The organism is Candidatus Poriferisodalis sp., assembly GCF_965237655.1.
Classification (GTDB): Bacteria; Actinomycetota; Acidimicrobiia; order Acidimicrobiales; family Poriferisodalaceae; genus Poriferisodalis.
In genome coordinates this window covers 443,516-459,825 of record NZ_CBDEGB010000002.1, presented here as the reverse complement: position 1 = coordinate 459,825, position 16,310 = coordinate 443,516, and the positions used below count along the sequence as shown (strand labels likewise).

Here is a 16,310-nt window from a genome sequence, read left to right as displayed (position 1 = left end):
TGTGTGGAACAGAATCCATTACATTTTCAGGGCTGACCCCCCCTGGGCCGGCCGGCAGATCGGATGCACCCCATGAGCCATCACCAAATCACCGAGCGGAGGCGCAGGCTGCATCGCAGCGAGCTGGCCGTGCCCGGATCGCTTCCCTCGCTGTTCGAGAAGGCGGCCGCGAGCTCCGCCGACTACGTCTTCTTGGACCTTGAGGATGCGGTGGCGCCCGACGACAAGGAATCGGCTCGGCACAACGTGATCGAGGCTCTGGCTGGCATCGACTGGCGAGCGGCCGGCAAGACGGTCTCAGTGCGGATCAACGGGCTCGACACCCACTACATGTACCGTGACCTGGTCGATGTGGTGGAGCAGGCAGGGGCGCACCTCGACACCGTCATGATCCCCAAGGTCGGGGTTCCGGGAGACGTGTACACGGTGGACGCCCTCCTCTCCCAGATGGAGCAGGCCCTTGGCCTCCGCCACCGCATAGGCGTGGAGGCTCTGATCGAGACGGCGCTGGGCATGGCCAACGTGGAGGCGGTTGCTGCGGCCAGCCCCCGCTTGGAGGCGCTGCACTTCGGAGTGGCCGACTACGCGGCCTCATGCCGGGCTCGGACCATGACCATCGGCGGGCTCAATCCCGACTACCCCGGCGACCAGTGGCACTCGGCCCTGTCCCGCCTGCTCGTGGCCTGCCGTGCCAACGGTCTGCGCGCCATCGACGGACCGTTCGGCGACTTCTCCGATCCTGAGGGGTTCATGGCCGGAGCCCGACGGGCCGCCGCCCTCGGATACGACGGCAAGTGGGCCATCCACCCGTCCCAAGTCGATCTGGCCAACGAGGTCTTCACGCCGCCGGCAACCGAGGTGGAGCAGGCCCGGCGGGTGCTCGGGGCGCTGGATGAGGCGGCTGCCGCGGGGCGGGGCGCGGCCCAGCTCGACGGGCGGATGATCGACGCGGCGTCGGCCCGGATGGCCCGCAACGTGGTGGAGACGGCCGACGCCATCGCCGCCGTCACCGGCTGACGGCAGGCACCAGGGCCGTCGAAGGGTCGGACACAGGGGCAGCCGAGGGGGCGCCGGGAGACGTCGCAGAGCGGGCCGCAGCCGCGGACCCCGCATCCAACGATGAACGGAGGGGCGTTCATGGAAATACACGAGTACCAGGCCAAGGCGATACTGGCCGACTACGGGGTGGCCATCCCGGAGGGCGGGCTGGCCTACAGCCCGGAGCAGGCCACCTACCGGGCCTCCGAGATCGGGGGCGAGCAGTGGGTGGTGAAGGCCCAGGTCCACGCCGGGTCCCGCGGGCAGGCGGGCGGCATACGGATCTGCAGCCATGAGGGTGAGATCTGGGAGGCCGCCGACGAGCTGCTGGGCAAGCGGCTCGTCACCCACCAGACGGATGCGCGGGGCAAGGGCGTGTACCGGCTCTATGTGGAGGCGGCAGTCGCGAGCGAGCGCGAGGTCTATCTCGGATTCGTGCTCGACCGTGCCGCTGAGCGGGTGATGGTGGTGGCGTCGGCCGCCGGGGGAACCGACATCGAGGAGATCGCGGCCAACGACCCGACTCGATCGTGCGGGTCAATGTGGAGCCGGCAGTGGGGATCCAGGCCTTCGAGGCCCGGGAGATCGCCTTCGCCGTCGGTCTCGACGCCAGCCTCGTCCCCCAGGCCGTGCATCTGATGACGGCCTGCTACCGGGCATTCCTCGACCTCGACGCCACCATGCTGGAGATCAACCCGCTGGCCGTCACCGCTGACGGCCGCCTGCTGGCGCTGGACGCAAAGATGACCTTCGACGACAACGCCCTGTTCCGCCACCAAGACGTGTCGGAGCTCCGGGACAAGTCGCAGGAGGATCCCCGGGAGCGGACGGCCAACGACCGGGGCCTCAGCTACGTAGGGCTCGAGGGCGACATCGGCTGCATCATCAACGGGGCGGGCCTGGCCATGGCCACGATGGACATGATCAAGCAGGCCGGGGGCGAGCCCGCCAACTTCCTCGACATCGGAGGGGGAGCATCCCCTGAGCGGGTGCTGAAGGCGTTCCGGCTGGTGCTCTCCGACGAGAACGTCAAGGCCGTGCTGGTGAACATCTTCGCCGGCATCAACCGCTGCGACTGGGTGGCCGAAGGCGTGGTGCAGGCCCTGCAGCAGCTCGAGGTGCCGGTGCCGGTGGTGGTGCGCCTGTCGGGCACCAACGTGGAGGAGGGGCGGCGCATCCTCGCCGAGGCCGACGTGGCCGTGATCACGGCCGACTCGCTGGCTGAGGCGGGCGTGAGAGCGGTCGAGTCCATCGCGGGGAGGGCGGCCTGATGAGCATCATGCTCGACGTAACGCAAGACAGCCGCAGATGGCGTGCGGGCACCCTGGGGAGGGTCGGGCGATGAGTATCATCCTCGACGAGTCCACACCCGTGGTCGTGCAGGGCATCACCGGGCGCATCGCCACCTTCCACACCTCCGAAATGCGCGAATACGGCACCAACGTCGTCGGAGGCGTCACGCCGGGCCGGGGCGGGATGACCCACTGCGGCGTCGACGTGTTCGACACCATGAAGCAGGCCGTGGCCGCCACCGGCGCCACCGCCAGCATCGTGTTCGTGCCGCCGCCGTTCGCGGCGGACGCCATCATGGAGGCGGCCGACGCCGGCATCGAGCACTGCGTGTGCGTCACCGACGGCATCCCGGTGCAGGACATGATGCGGGTGAAGCGCTACCTGCGCCGCTACCAGCACGCCAAGCGAATGTGCCTGATCGGCCCCAACTGCGCGGGGGTGATCAGCCCGGGTCGGGCCATGATGGGCATCATGCCCCCGCACATCTACGAGCGCGGCCCGGTGGGTGTCATCAGCCGGTCGGGGACGCTGGGATACGAGGCGGCGTCGCAGCTCAAGACGGTGGGGATCGGGGTCAGCACCAGCGTCGGGATCGGCGGCGATCCCATCAACGGGAGCTCGTTCCTCGACCACCTCAAACGGTTCGAGGCCGACGGCGAGACGGAGGCGATCGTGATGATCGGCGAGATCGGCGGGCTTCAGGAGGCCCAGGCCGCCCACTACGCCCGCGACCACATGTACAAGCCCGTGGTGGGCTACATCGCCGGACTCACCGCGCCCAAGGGCCGAACGATGGGCCACGCCGGCGCCATCGTGTCCACCGTCGGGGAGTCGGCCGCCGAGAAGGTGCAGCTCATGCGGGAGTGCGGCGTGACGGTGGTGAAGCTGCCGTCGGACTTCGGCACGACCGTCCCCAAGGTCCTGCGCCGCTGAAGGGGTCCGTGGAACCGGCGGATGCCCTTGCCGGCGCGCCGCCGGGGCGGGATCGGTGCTCCTGCTCTGCCCCGGCATCGCCCGCCTCGAACAAACCCAAGGCACCCCAGAGCCTCCAACAAACCCAGAGCGGTTCACAACACCTCAGCTCGCCCAGAGAATGCCGCCCCAGGAAACCGTCGACCACACCTCAGGCTAAGTTCGCCCGCACAGTTCTCTCCGCAAGGAGGCACGGGCATGCGACATGTCTTGATCGTGGCCAACCAGACCCTCGTCGGCAGCCACCTGCATGAGCGGGTCGAGCACATCTTGGCCGTCGACCCCCAAACCCGGTTCCACATCGTCGTGCCCGCGACGGGCGCCAATGGCCCCGACCCCGCGCGGGCGCTCGCGGGCGCTCGCCGTCGGCTCAGCCAGGCCTTCGAATCCCTCGACGACATCGGCGCCCGCGTCACCGGCGAAGTGGGTCCCGCACACCCTGTCGTAGCGGTCAACTTGGCGATCGACCGGCTGAACCCCGACCTCATCATCCTGAGCACGCTGCCCGCCGGTGCCAGCCGGTGGCTGCACCTGGACCTGCCGCATCGCCTCCAGCGACGCTTCGGTGTGCCGGTGGAGCACATCTCGGCCGCAACCCAGACCGTCGACCGTGCAGGGATCTTCGAGCCGCCCGTGCTGCACACTCCCGACGACACCGTCCACGTGCTGCTGGCAGAAGAGAACCAGCACGACGTCGACGTCATCACCCTGGCGCTCGCCGAGGCGGGAACTCGCAACCAGCTGCGTGTCGCCCACGACGGCGCCAACGCGCTGTCGTTCGTGCGCGCCGTGGGACCGTCGGAGGTCGATCTGGTGCTGTTCGACCTGAAACTGCCGATCGTGAGCGGATTCGACCTGCTCGCGGAGATACGTGCCGCTGACGAGTTCGACAAGGTGATGATGGTTGCGCTCACGACCGAGGAAGCCGCCGACGACCGTGCCCGGGCTTACGACCTCGGCGCCGACGCCTTCGTGATGAAGCGGCCTGACTACAGCCAGATGGCCCACGTCATCGACGACCTCCTCGCCGAGGTCGCCGGGTAATCGGCGACAAGCAAGCACGGGCCGGCTAGTCAGCCGGCTGCGGCCTTGCGGGCGGCGGCCATGCCGCCGGGGAAGTCGATCTCGGCGGGTGCGGTGACCTGACTCTGCAGCACCCAGCCGAGCAGCCCGTGCTGGTCGAAGATCACGGAGTGGGTACCGGCCAGACCCTGTGGCGTGCCGAGAGTCTCTGCGTCGAAGAAGATCCACTCCCCTGCTGGCGGCCGCAGCAGCTGCAGCGTCACGTCGGTGTTGATGTAGGCACCGCCCGTCGGCGAATAGTCCCAGCCGACAGCTGCCCCGAGGTCGGCCAGCGTCGCAATCCGGGCCAGCGGCGATGTCTCCTCGCCGGCCACGAGCGGATGATCCAGCCGTGCCCACGTTCGGCCGGGGCCCGGCTCCTCGGTTGATCCGCCGACGAATCTGAGGTCGACAGCGTCGGCATTGAATCCGGGCCGTGGGTAGTCGATGTCGGGATTGGCGCCAGGGTCGGCACGCTCCGCCGGGATCGGCGGCAGCGCCTGCCCGTCGTTCACGAGCTCACCGCTTGGAATTGTGGGCGCCAGCCACTGCGAGGTGGCGCGCGCCACAAGGCGACCATCTCCAGGCGCACCTGTCTCAGGCGGCGCGGCCCGCACTTCGGCATCGATCAGCGCGGTCCGTTTGCCGGCTTTGACGGTGGTTGCCGTGACCTCGTAGGAAGCCATCGGCATGCCCGAGAGGATCTCGACGGTCAACCGGCTGCACACCTGAGCAATGCCCAGGTTCCGTTGCTCGCGCTCGACTGCCCAGCTCAGCAGCCCGCAGATGGCACCGCCGTGCATCACCTGATGTGCCCAAGGACCGCGCGTCAACTCCGTCGCGCGCACCCCGCCCGGCTCCTGCACGTACAGCCCAGGCGGCATGACCCCCTGCGGTGCTGGGGCCCGGGAATCCGCGGTCGCCCCAGGGCGTTCTGAGGGCATGCTCGCCACGGCGACAAGCTAGGTGGCAGGATGACAAGTCGCTGGTCTGCGATGCTGGCTCACCTGGTTGGGGAGGGGGCACCGTGACAGACACCGCTACGGCGACGACCTCCCTGCGTGCCGCTGCGCATCCGTTCAGATTCGCAGTCCAGTACGGCAAACCGGAGAGTCCGGCGGCGTTTCGAGAGATGGCGCGCAAGGTCGAGGACCTGGGCTACTCGACGCTCTACTGCCACGATCACTTCTGGGACAGCTGGTCGCCGATCGTGCATCCTGCGATCGCGGCGGAGATCACCACGACGCTGCGGGTCGGGACCCTGGTGTTCGCTGCGGACTACCGCCACCCCGCAGTACTGGCGAAGGACTTCGCCACGCTTGACCTGCTTGCCGAGGGCCGAACTGAGTTCGGGATCGGTGCCGGCTGGCTGACTGAGGACTACGAGCAGTCGGGCATCGGGCTGGACCGGCCCGGCGTACGTATCGACCGGATGATCGAGGCTCTCGAGGTCATCAAGGGACTGTGGCTCGGTGAACCGTTCGAGTACGACGGCGAGCACTACCAGATCTCGGGGATGGTCGGTCGGCCGCTGCCGCACACGCCGGGCGGGCCGCCGATCATCATCGGCGGCGGTGGCAAGCGAGTGCTGACAGAGGCAGCCCGGCTGGCCGACATCATCAGCTTGAACCCGAACCTGCGGGAAGGCACCGTGGGAGCCGATGCGGCACGCAGTTCGGTGGCCGGGAAGTTCGCTGAGCGGCGTCAATGGATTGCCGACGCCGCGGGCGAGCGATTCGGAGACATCGAGATCCAGCTCAACACGTTCATGGCTCTCGTGACCGAAGACGCCGACAGCATTCTCGAGCAGTTCGCGCCCGGCTTTGGTCTGACGCTGGCCGAGGCGCGTGAAGTACCCCTGGTGCTGGCGGGCACGGTGGATGACATCTGCGAGCAGCTGCACCATCACCGTGAGGCCTACGGCGCCAGCTACATCGCCATCCACGATCCCGAGGTCGATGCCATGGCACCCGTGGTAGCTCGGCTGGCGGGCACCTGAGCCCGTGACACCGTGAGTCACACCCGGGCCCGACCGCTGACCCCAACATCATGGCTGTGACACCGCAGTCCTAGGTTGTCCGTCGTGACCACCTCCGACTCAGGAGCTGACCCGTCCGTGTTGGCAGGCATCAAGGTGCACCCGGTCGAGTTCGGAGGTCCCGCGCTCGCGCTACTCGCCGAACTCATCGCGAGCTCCAAGGCGCACGATCCCTTCGCGGAAGTGACGGTTGTCGTGCCGACCAACTATGCGGGTGTCGCGCTTCGGCGCGCGCTGGCCTCCGGGACGTGTGGTCCCGTGTCGAGCTTCGGAGACGGTCTGGCTGCGGTCACCGCAGTCACGATGTTCGGACTGGCGCAGCGGTTGGCGGCGCCGAGGATGCACGTACGCGGTCGCCGCCCTGCCACCAACCACATCGTCGATGGAGCCATCCGGCGTGCGCTTGCCGAAGACGCCGGCATGTTCGCAGCCGTCGCCGATCACCCCGCTACTCAAACAGCGCTCGCGCGTGTGCACCGAGAACTGCGCGATCTGCGAGCCGACCAGCTCGAACACCTGCAGCAAATGTCTTCGCGGGCTCGTGAAGTCGTCCGCCTGCACCAACGCGCCTCCCAGATTCTCGCCGACGACTGGTACGACGAATTCGACCTGCTGCGCGAGGCAGCCCGTCTGGCTCGGCGACATCCGGCCGCATCGGAAGCGGCTTCGACTGACGATGCAGAACTCATCGATGGTCTCGGAACGCTCATCATTCACCTCCCCCGAAGGCTGTTGCGGCACGAAGCGGCACTGCTGAGGGCGATTGCGCCGGTGCGCGATGTCCACATCGTGCTCGGCCTCACGGGCGAGCCAGGAGCCGATGAGATTGCCGAAGCCGTGTGTGGACGGCTGAGCGTGGCCCTCCCCCACCACGAAATCAGTCCCACGACCGCACACCGCATCGTCAGCGTCAGCGACGCAGACACCGAAGTTCGGACGGTCGTGCGTTCGGTGATCTCGGACCTCGACGAGGGCGTCGCGCCGAGTCACATCGCCGTGCTCCACGGCCCAACGGAGCCGTACGCACGCATTCTGGCCGAACAGTTCGAGGCCGTCGGAGTCACGACGCACGGCAACTCGGGTCGCACGCTGGCCGAGTCTGCGGTCGGTCGTCTCGTCCTGGGCCTGGCAGGCATGGCGGCCACCACAGCCTTCGGGCGGCGCCTGCATCGGTCGGACGTCTTCGAGCTGCTGGCCGATGTGCCGATCCAACGTTTGGGTCGATCTCGGAACAGTTCCAGGAGCTCGGCTCTAGTGCCCGTGGGTTCATGGGAACGCCTGGCGCGCGCGGCACACGTCGTCGAAGGTGACGACTGGGAGCACCGACTGGCTCGGCATCGCGAAGAGCTGAACGCCGAGGCCGAACGCGAGCGTGCCAGTGACGATCCGTCCGAAACCAGAATCAACCGGCTCGAACAAGATGCGCGGCGTTGCGAAGACCTTGCAACATTCATGCGAGAACTCGCAGCCAACCTCAATAAGGGGCGTGCTCTCAAGCAGTGGCCGCAGTTGTGCAATTGGCTTGGTGGCCTGATCGGTCGCTACCTCGGCACCGTCACCGCGGAGTCCCACCCCGCCGAGTGGCCCGAGTGGGAAGTGACTGCTTCGGGACGCATCGACAGAGTGATCGGCGAGCTCAGAGATCTCGCCGACGTCGAGGACGCGGCGAGCGTGGCCGTCATGTCCCGCATCCTGGCGGGAGCACTCGACCAGCCCCATGGCCGGAGCGGAACAACGGGCCGCGGCGTGTTCGTGGGCAAGATTGCCGGAGCGGTCGATCTCGTCACCGAGCGCGTGTACGTGCTGGGGATGGCAGAAGGCACGTTTCCGACGCGGCAGCGAACCGACGGACTCGTTGCTGACGAAGAGCGCAAGCTGCTCGGTAACGCCCTGGTGCACAGTGGGAGCTACACCGCTGAACAGCATCGCGACTTCCTCGCCGCACTCTCGAATGCCTCCGGCCGCGTCACGCTGCTGTTCCCGAGGGGCGATCTTCGACGAAATGCCGAGAATGTGCCGTCACGATGGCTCTTGCCGACCGCGCGCAAGCTCACATCGGGAGCTCAACGGAAGGTCCGCGACTACCTCGATGGGGATGATCTCGCTGCGGCAGCGCGAGACCGCAAGGCCGCTGACATCATCGAGGTTGCGTCATTGATCGGGAGCGTGCGCAACGCGCCGTTCCCCGCGACAGCCCAGGAATACGACTCTGCGAGCCTGCTCGCAGCCCGGGGCGACGGCACCACGTTCGATCGACACCCGCTGTTCGGCGTCGATGTCGCGTTCCGGCGAGGGGTCGAGCTTGCAGCGGCACGTCGCAGTTCCCTCTTCACCCGTTTCGACGGCAACCTGAGCGGCGTCACAGTCCCAACCGGTGGGCCCGCAAGTGTCCTTTCTGCGACGCGGATCGAACAGTGGGCGCGGTGTCCTCGGCAGTACATGTTCGACCGCTTGCTGAGAGTGAGCGAGATCGAGGAGCCCGAGTCCATTGTGCGGCTGAGCCCGTTCGAGCGCGGACGGATGATGCACGATGCGATCGACCGATTCCTCTCCGATCTGCTCGCCGGGACATCACGCAGCGACGGCATCCGACGATCGGCGATGCAACCCGGTCAAAGCGAGCTCGTGGGCATCGGTGCAGAGCTTGCGTCCGATCTCGAGCGGCGAGGATTGACCGGGCTCGAGTTGTTGTGGGAACTCGATCGCGCCACGATGCTGGCGGATCTCGGCGAATTCGTGCAGCGAGACCTCGAGCGATCAGGTCCCTCTGGGCAGATCATCGCGTCAGAGCATCGCTTCGGATTCGGCGATGACTCTGCCCCTCCGGTGCGCTGGGATCTTGGCGACGGCCGCGAGGTGTACTTGCGAGGCGCCATTGATCGGATCGAACGGCAATCCGACGAGCGGCTCGTCGTCATCGACTACAAGACCGGCAGCCACCGCAGCTACCGGGGAGTCGCGCCGCCGAGTCGTTCCGGTGCCAGTCCGCACGATCCGACCGTGCGCGGCACCAAACTGCAGCTTGGCGTCTACGCACTCGCCGCGGCTCACCACTTCGGCGGCAGCACGGATCCCCGCGATTCCGTCGCCCACGTCGCTTACTGGTTCATCACGTCGGTACGAGGCGACTGGCAGTGGATGGGCTTCGATGTAACGGACTGGGCGATGCAGCGCTTTGCCGAAGTTGTCAGGACGATTCTGGAGGAAATCGACGCGGGCGTCTTTCCGGGATATGTCACGGCTGCGGATGGCCGTCACAGCGGCATGCATTGTCCTGCGTGCGATCCAGACGGGCTCGGCTCGACACAGCTTCGCCGGCAGTGGATTGCCAAGCGAAGCGACCCGGCCCTCGCCCCGTTCTTTCAGCTGGCCGAGCCGGACGAGGCGGCTGCAGATCTCACTCATGCCGAGGGCGTCGGTTCATCATGAATGCCTCCGCCAAGCCTGGGGTATTGCCGGCCGACCAGGCCGAGCGAGATCGCGTCCGGGACGAATTGGGCAACACCTTGTTCGTTGAGGCTGGGGCCGGAACGGGGAAGACGAACTCGCTGATCCGGCGGGTCTTGTCGCTTGTGACAGGTCCCGAAGCGATCCCGCTCTCGAACATCGCAGCGATCACCTTCACCGATAAAGCAGCTGCAGAGTTGCGCAATCGCATCCGAGCCGAACTGCAAGTCGAACTCACCCGTGCCGTCGACAATCCCTCGGACGATGACGCCATCAGCGTCGAACGGCTCCAATCTGCGCTCGATGAACTTGACGGGGCTGCCATCTCGACGCTGCACAGCTTCGCTCGGCGCCTGCTGGGCGAGCATCCCGTCGAGGCCGGGCTGCCGCCCATGTTCGAGACCCTCGACCCGATCGCGAGCGAGGTCCAATTTGACGAGCGTTGGAGCGCATTCGTCGACTCACTCCTGTCGTCAGACTCCAGATGCCGCTGGGCCATCGAGATGGTCGATGCCGCTGGCGTGGGGATTGACTCGCTGCGGCAGATGGCCCTGCACTTCAACGACAACTGGGATCGCCTGAACTGGACGCCAGGCACTGCCGCGACACCATCGATCCCCGTCGAATCACTGGTCGATGCCGCACGACGATTGCTCCTGCGCAGCAACGAATGCACCGAGTCGACCGACAAGCTGCTGGCACGATTCGGCCAGCTCGAAGCATGGACCGCACGTCTCGATGCGGCGCGCAACGACCGAGAGCGTCTGGCCGTGCTGCTCGCCAGTGGAGCCGAAGGCATCCCGAAGGTCGGGAGGGTCGGCAGCAAGGCCAACTGGCCTGATGTGGTGTCGATCCGGGATGGCTTCGCAGAGCTCGACGAGGCGCGCAGTGAAGCGGCATGCGAGGTGCTGGACGCCGCCATCGGGCAGCTCGCCACAGAGATCCGCACATTCACACTCGACGCCGCGGAGGATCGGCGGTCGAGTGGCACGCTCGAGTTTCACGACTTGCTGGTGTGGGCCCGGTGGCTGCTGCGCGACTCGCCGCAAAGCTCGGAGGTGCGCACTGCGCTCAGCCAGCGATACCGGCGCCTGCTGCTGGACGAGTTCCAGGACACCGATCCGATCCAAGTCGAGCTTGCAACGCTGATGTGTTCGGTTGACGTCGACGAATCACCACGTGACTGGCAGCGGGTCGAAACTGAGCCAGGTCGGCTCTTCTTCGTCGGCGATCCCAAACAATCGATCTACCGCTTCCGGCGAGCCGACATCGGCCTGTACCTGGCTGCTCGTGAACGATTCGGAACTCTCACCGGCACGCAGACATCGCTCAGCGTCAATTTCCGTACCACAGCGCCCATCATCGAGTGGATCAACCGCGTGTTCAGCGTCATGATCGTGCCGCACCCGTCCAGCCAGCCCGACTACGCGCCCCTGCGTCCGTGGCGCCCTGCTGCCGAGGAGGGTGCACCGGTCACCTTGCTGGGTCGCAACGAGCACAGCAGGGACACTTCGGCCGCCGAAGTGCGCGTCGCCGAAGCCGCTGACGTGGCCAGAGCGATCGTGGCTGTCGTCGAGGGCCACTGGAGCGTTGCCGACCCCCACACCGGCGAGTCTCGCCAAGCTCGGTTCGAGGACGTCGCAGTGCTGATCCCGACGCGCACGAGCCTCGACGAATTGGAAGTGGGCCTGTCGAATGCGGGCATCCCGTATCGACTCGAAGCATCCTCGTTTGTTTGGCGCAGTGCAATTGTCCGCGACTTGATGATGTGCTTGCAGGCGATAGCCGACCCGACCGACGATCTGGCGATCGTGAGCGCGCTGCGCACCCCTCTGTACGGATGCGGCGACGACGACCTGTACGTGTATGCGCAGCACGCGTCCGGGTGGAACTACTTCTCACCCTGTCCCCAGGGTGTTCCAGACGGCCCCGATCATCCGGTTGCCAATGGCCTCGCCCACTTGCGCGAGTTGCACGAGGCCCACTCGTTGGTATCGCCCGCCGTCATCGCCGACCGGTTGCTACGCGATCGCCGGGTGTTCGAACAGGCAGTCGCCGGGCCGCGGACGCGCGAGGCATGGCGACAACTCCGGTTCGTCGTGGACCAGGCGCGCGCGTGGTCCGAGAGCCAGCACAGCGGCTTGCGGAGCTTTCTGCGTTGGGCACGCCGTCAAGCATCCGAGGGCGCGAAGGTGACCGAAGCGGTACTGCCGGAGTCCGATGACGACGCGGTTCGGGTTATGACGATTCACGCCTCGAAGGGCCTCGAGTTCCCGATCGTCATCGTGGCGGGCCTGCAGAACACCGCTGGAGGAAATCGCGACTCCACTGAAGTCGGTTTTGGGGCAGCAGGGTCACCACCGGCCATTCGGCTTCGCAGCGGCGTGCAGACCGCCGACTACGACGATTGGGTCACCGACGAGCAGGTGGCCGACCACCACGAGCGAGTCCGCCTGCTGTACGTGGGAGCGACCCGTGCCCGCGACCATCTGGTCGTGTCGCTCCACCGCAAGCTGCTCGCGGCATCCAGGCCTGAAGAGCATCGACTCACCAGCGCGCAGGTCATCTGCGAAGCGATTGGTGCGGGTGACGCGATCGATCACGCAGTGTGGGCAGGCGATTGGTCCGGTGACTTCGACGCCGTGTCTCCCGCCCGTGGTCCGGCGCAATCGGTTCCGATGATCGAACGCCCCGAATGGCGAGGCCGCCTCGACGCGGCGTTGGCGTCCACGGAGGCAGCGGCCTCGCTCAGCGCCACCGCCATCGCCCGAGCCAGTGCCCAGCAAGGGGAACCTCTCGACGATGCCGACACGACCGATCTTGCGGCGGGACTCGCCAAGGATGGTCCCGACGACCACCTTGGGGTCGAACACGCGATCGGCTCCCGGGGGCGCTACGGAACGTCTTTGGGCCGGGCTGTTCACGCCGTGCTCCAAGACGTCGATCTGCGGAACGGCGATCACTTGGCGCCGCTGGCCCAGGCCGCCGCAGCAGCTGAGGGTCTTTCCGATCAGCGACGTGCCATCGAGCGGTATGTGCGCTCTGCCCTCGATAGCCCGACTGTGGCGGAAGCCATACGAGGACGCCATTGGCGTGAGATCTATACGGCGGCACCTTCTGACTCAGCGAGCAACCGCGGAGGCACGCACATGGGCAGCCGTTCTGCCCCAGTCATCGAGGGCTACATCGACCTGCTCTATGAGCGAGAGAACGGAGGTCTCGTCGTTGTGGACTACAAGACCGACCGGGTCGACGACGAGGCCTCACTTCGGCGCAAGGTTGACGACTACCGCCTGCAGGGCGCCACGTACGCCTGGTGCCTTGAGCGATCGACGGGGCGCCGTGTCTCCGAGGTGGTGTTCCTCTTCCTCTCGAGCGACAGGCCTGCACGATCGGGAATCTTGGCCGGACACGATCTGATCAGCGCAATTGAAGAGGTCGAAGCTGTCGCATCGAATGCCGCCGCCTGACGGGTTGCGCCGATAGGCCGTTCACAAACCCTGCAGCGGATTCGCCGGGTCAGGCGGCGCGACTCGGCTCAGCCCAGCGCGCGGGGAGGAGGCTGGTAGCCGCCGGTCAGCTCGCCGATGCGGCGGGCCAGAGCCATCGTGGTGCGATCGCCGCCGTAGGGGCCAACGACCTGGAAGCCGATGGGCAGGCCGTGGGGCGTGAGGCCCAATGGCGGCACGGTCGCAGGCAGGTAGGACATGCCGGTCAGGATCGTCCAGCGGGTCATCTCGATGTACGGCCGCTCGACGCCGTTGGCTGGAATGCGGCGCTCGGCGAAGGTGCCGTCGGGCATGTGGTCAAAGGGTGGGTGGAAGCTCACCGGCATGAGGATCGCGTCGTAGCGGGTGAAGAACTCCGCCCACTTCCGGCGGCATTCCTCACGGGTGATGTGGTGTTCCAGCCAATCGCGATGTTTCGGCCCCTCGCCCCGGCCAGCGAGTGTCATCGCCGCTCGCACTAGCCAGAGGCCGTTCTCCCACGCCGGCAACGGATCGATGTCCGGTCGCGCTTCGTGGTCGACGCTCACGCCACTGGCTTCGAGTGCATCAACCGCTGCACCCATCACGCTCAGCACGTCCCCGTCAACGGGGCAGTACGGGTCGTCGAGCCACGCAGCCACCCGGAGCGACCCCACGTCGTCCGGTGCGGGCGGCAGCTGCGGCACCCACGGCGTCTCACGACGCAGCAGCACGTCGAACAGCAGTTCCAGGTCGTCGCAGCTGCGGGTCAGTGGGCCGAAGACGTTGATGTCCGGCTCGGTGGTTCCGCCGCGGATGTGATCCAAGTAGCCGGTGGTCGGGATCAGTCCGAAGCTCGGCTTGTGTCCCCAGATGCCGTTGTACGAGGCCGGGAAGCGGATTGAGCCCCCGATGTCAGTGCCGATCTCGAAGCCGGTGAAGCCCATCGCCGTGGCGGCTGCAGCACCGCCCGAGGAGCCGCCGGGAACCTTCGACAGATCCCAAGGATTGCTGGTGGTGCCGAATAAGTCGTTGAAGGACTGGTTGTCGGCCGACCAGCGCGGCAGGTTGGTCTTGCCGATCACGATTGCACCGGCGGCACGGGCGGCAGCGACAACGGCAGCATCGGAATCGGGAACATTGTCAGCCAGCTCCCGCGCCCCACCCGTCGAGCGGATCCCTGCGGTCATCAGCGCGTCCTTCGCGGTGAACGGAACGCCGTGCAACGGCCCGAGCCGCTCACCGCTCGCCTGCGCGGCGTCAGCGGCTGCGGCACGCTCCAGCGCAGCCTCGAAGTCGCGGGTCACCACCGCATTGATGTCGCCGTCGAGTCGCTCGATCCGCTCGATGACATGGCTGACGAGCTCACGGCTCGACAACTCCCCAGCCGCGATGGCCACTGTTTGCTCGCTCGCGCTCCACAGGCCTGGGTCGTCCATTGAACGGCTCGCGGAGCCATCCGCCCGGTCGTCTGTTGCCATTTCGCGCCCCTGACGTGTTGCCGTGCTGCGGGTAAGTCCTGCGCCGCGCCGAAACTAGCCCGGCCCGCCATCGAGGAACTCAGCAGCTCCCAGCTCGAGCGCATGGCTGGCGTGCCGTTGGGCAGCGACGGCAAGCAACTCAAGGTTCCGTTCGGTTCGCTCCATGCCCACCGAACCGAAAACGCTGATGCAGAACCCGTGGAATGCAGCGCGCCGGTATGACTCCCAGCAGTCCTCCCAGCTGAGGCTCTCAACGCCCGCAGCGCAGATCGCTTGGTGATACGAACGGACCAGATCCTCTTCCGCGGTTCGGCGCACCTCGGTTGTCAAGTTCCCGCCGAGGAAATAGGACACGTCGGTCAGAGGGTCGCCAATCCTCACCGTCTGCCAATCGACGACCGTGACCTTCCCGGCCTGTTGCTGGGTGCCAACCAACAGGTTGTCGAGCCGGTAGTCGAAATGGACAGCCGAGAAGACGTCGGTATACGGCAAGTTGACCGGAAAAGTGCGGGAGTTTCCGAGCTGGATGAAGATGTCTCTAGTCGACTTCACGCAGGTGCAGGCCTTGTAGTACGGCGAAGGACCTGCACATCACATTGCCGGAGGGGGTCTCAGCGGTCACGCAGCGCTCTGCCGGTAGGCATCGCCCACCGGCGCCAGCTCGGCCGGCGTTGCGCCGTGCATGAGTACGGCGTCGCAGCCGAGTTCCATCTGGCGTCTGACGGCTGCGGCGCACTCGCTCGGGGTCCCGGTCGCCATCGGGGCCAGCCATTCGTCGGGAATAAGCGTGCCGATGTGCTCAAGCTCTGCGGTGGTGGCCGTGCCGTCGATCGGAGCGAGGAATCTGGCCACGAGCGGATCCGCACGGAACCGTGCCAGTGCATCGGGGTCCCATCGATTGATCCGTACGAGCAAGTCGCCGTAGTACTGGAAGTAGGTGGCCAGGCGTCCGATCGTCTTGCGCAGCTGCAAGTCGTAGGGCACCTCGTCGCTCACGATCGCGAAGCACGACCACACGCTCACGTCGCTCGGATCTCGCCCCGGAAGAGCCGGCGCATCAAGAGGGCGAATTCCTCCATCTCGGCTGTGGTGACGGGCTTCAGGCCCATCATGTCCTGCGCCGCAGCGACACCACGACCGATACCCATCACAAATCGCCCGCCAGCGAGGTTCTGCACGGTCAGCGCAAGGCCAGCAGTCAGCAGTGGGTGGCGAGTATTGATGTTTGTCACTCCCAGGGTGATGCCAATGGAGTTGGTGGCCGCGGCAGCGGCACCGCAGATGGCACCCGCCTCCTTGCGGTTCGGCCGCTCTCCCAGGAAGGCTCGCCCAAGCCCGAGCTCTTCCGCCGCCTGGACCTGGGTCAACGCATCTGCGGATTGATCAGCTTCACCAGCCAGCATGTAGAAGCCCAGCTCGGGAAACTCTTGTGTTCTCGTCGTGCTGCCAGACACCCGGGTCACACTAGGACCGCTGATGTCGTCGCCTGAGGCTCCTGCTTGGCGCTGTGAA

11 protein-coding genes and 1 pseudogene are annotated in these 16,310 nt (G+C 66.6%); 7 read left to right on the top strand and 5 right to left on the bottom strand.

Annotated elements, in window-relative coordinates; translation table 11 throughout:
- Positions 1-72: 72 nt before the first annotated feature.
- The 4 genes and pseudogenes from ACPXYO_RS10120 to ACPXYO_RS10105 all read left to right on the top strand — a co-directional run bounded on the left by ACPXYO_RS10120 (position 73) and on the right by ACPXYO_RS10105 (position 4,347).
- On the top strand, positions 73-1,017 hold the full coding sequence (locus ACPXYO_RS10120) for an HpcH/HpaI aldolase/citrate lyase family protein (protein ID WP_423919783.1): 945 nt from the start codon (positions 73-75) through the stop codon (positions 1,015-1,017).
- A gap of 120 nt (positions 1,018-1,137) precedes the next feature.
- Positions 1,138-2,309: pseudogene (locus ACPXYO_RS10115) on the top strand (malate--CoA ligase subunit beta).
- Positions 2,310-2,379: 70 nt separating this feature from the next.
- Positions 2,380-3,264 carry a succinate--CoA ligase subunit alpha gene (gene sucD, locus ACPXYO_RS10110; RefSeq protein ID WP_423919780.1) on the top strand — a complete coding sequence of 295 codons (885 nt, stop codon included), beginning with the start codon at positions 2,380-2,382 and terminating at the stop codon, positions 3,262-3,264.
- 237 nt (positions 3,265-3,501) lie between these two features.
- A complete protein-coding gene (locus tag ACPXYO_RS10105) occupies positions 3,502-4,347 on the top strand; it encodes a response regulator (protein WP_423919777.1) in 846 nt (281 codons plus the stop codon).
- Positions 4,348-4,376: 29 nt separating this feature from the next.
- On the opposite strand, the gene ACPXYO_RS10100 is transcribed toward ACPXYO_RS10105, so the two are convergent.
- Positions 4,377-5,309, bottom strand: coding sequence for a thioesterase family protein (locus ACPXYO_RS10100; protein ID WP_423923802.1), 933 nt, complete (start codon positions 5,307-5,309; stop codon positions 4,377-4,379).
- An 83-nt stretch (positions 5,310-5,392) separates the two neighbouring features.
- Here ACPXYO_RS10100 and ACPXYO_RS10095 point away from each other — a divergent pair, with 83 nt between their 5' ends.
- The 3 genes from ACPXYO_RS10095 to ACPXYO_RS10085 all read left to right on the top strand — a co-directional run bounded on the left by ACPXYO_RS10095 (position 5,393) and on the right by ACPXYO_RS10085 (position 13,320).
- Entirely contained in the window at positions 5,393-6,364 is a 972-nt protein-coding gene (locus tag ACPXYO_RS10095) for a TIGR03621 family F420-dependent LLM class oxidoreductase (protein ID WP_423919774.1), read from the top strand.
- A gap of 84 nt (positions 6,365-6,448) precedes the next feature.
- The gene (locus tag ACPXYO_RS10090; RefSeq protein WP_423919771.1) at positions 6,449-9,832 is read left to right on the top strand and encodes a PD-(D/E)XK nuclease family protein; all 3,384 of its coding nucleotides are present in this window, start codon (positions 6,449-6,451) and stop codon (positions 9,830-9,832) included.
- Positions 9,829-13,320 (top strand): UvrD-helicase domain-containing protein, encoded by a 3,492-nt coding sequence (locus tag ACPXYO_RS10085; RefSeq protein WP_423919768.1) that lies wholly within the window; start codon positions 9,829-9,831, stop codon positions 13,318-13,320. Before ACPXYO_RS10090 ends, ACPXYO_RS10085 begins: the two co-directional genes overlap by 4 nt.
- A gap of 68 nt (positions 13,321-13,388) precedes the next feature.
- On the opposite strand, the gene ACPXYO_RS10080 is transcribed toward ACPXYO_RS10085, so the two are convergent.
- The 4 genes from ACPXYO_RS10080 to ACPXYO_RS10065 all read right to left on the bottom strand — a co-directional run bounded on the left by ACPXYO_RS10080 (position 13,389) and on the right by ACPXYO_RS10065 (position 16,252).
- A complete protein-coding gene (locus tag ACPXYO_RS10080) occupies positions 13,389-14,798 on the bottom strand; it encodes an amidase family protein (RefSeq protein ID WP_423919766.1) in 1,410 nt (469 codons plus the stop codon).
- Between the two features lie 54 nt (positions 14,799-14,852).
- Positions 14,853-15,350 carry a phosphotransferase family protein gene (locus ACPXYO_RS10075; RefSeq protein ID WP_423919763.1) on the bottom strand — a complete coding sequence of 166 codons (498 nt, stop codon included), beginning with the start codon at positions 15,348-15,350 and terminating at the stop codon, positions 14,853-14,855.
- Between the two features lie 66 nt (positions 15,351-15,416).
- Positions 15,417-15,821, bottom strand: a complete 405-nt coding sequence (locus ACPXYO_RS10070) for a hypothetical protein (RefSeq protein WP_423919760.1) — start codon at positions 15,819-15,821, stop codon at positions 15,417-15,419.
- A complete protein-coding gene (locus tag ACPXYO_RS10065; RefSeq protein ID WP_423919757.1) occupies positions 15,818-16,252 on the bottom strand; it encodes an LLM class flavin-dependent oxidoreductase in 435 nt (144 codons plus the stop codon). The genes ACPXYO_RS10070 and ACPXYO_RS10065 overlap by 4 nt, the downstream gene beginning before the upstream one ends.
- Positions 16,253-16,310: the final 58 nt, after the last annotated feature.

What these genes read in the sequence shown, in the direction of transcription:
- ACPXYO_RS10120 (WP_423919783.1), top strand. Translation starts at nt 73, where the DNA reads ATGAGCCATCACCAAATCACCGAGCGGAGGCGCAGGCTGCATCGCAGC.
- sucD (WP_423919780.1), top strand. Translation starts at nt 2,380, where the DNA reads ATGAGTATCATCCTCGACGAGTCCACACCCGTGGTCGTGCAGGGCATC.
- ACPXYO_RS10105 (WP_423919777.1), top strand. Translation starts at nt 3,502, where the DNA reads ATGCGACATGTCTTGATCGTGGCCAACCAGACCCTCGTCGGCAGCCAC.
- ACPXYO_RS10100 (WP_423923802.1), bottom strand. Translation starts at nt 5,309, where the DNA reads ATGCCCTCAGAACGCCCTGGGGCGACCGCGGATTCCCGGGCCCCAGCA.
- ACPXYO_RS10085 (WP_423919768.1), top strand. Translation starts at nt 9,829, where the DNA reads ATGAATGCCTCCGCCAAGCCTGGGGTATTGCCGGCCGACCAGGCCGAG.
- ACPXYO_RS10080 (WP_423919766.1), bottom strand. Translation starts at nt 14,798, where the DNA reads ATGGCAACAGACGACCGGGCGGATGGCTCCGCGAGCCGTTCAATGGAC.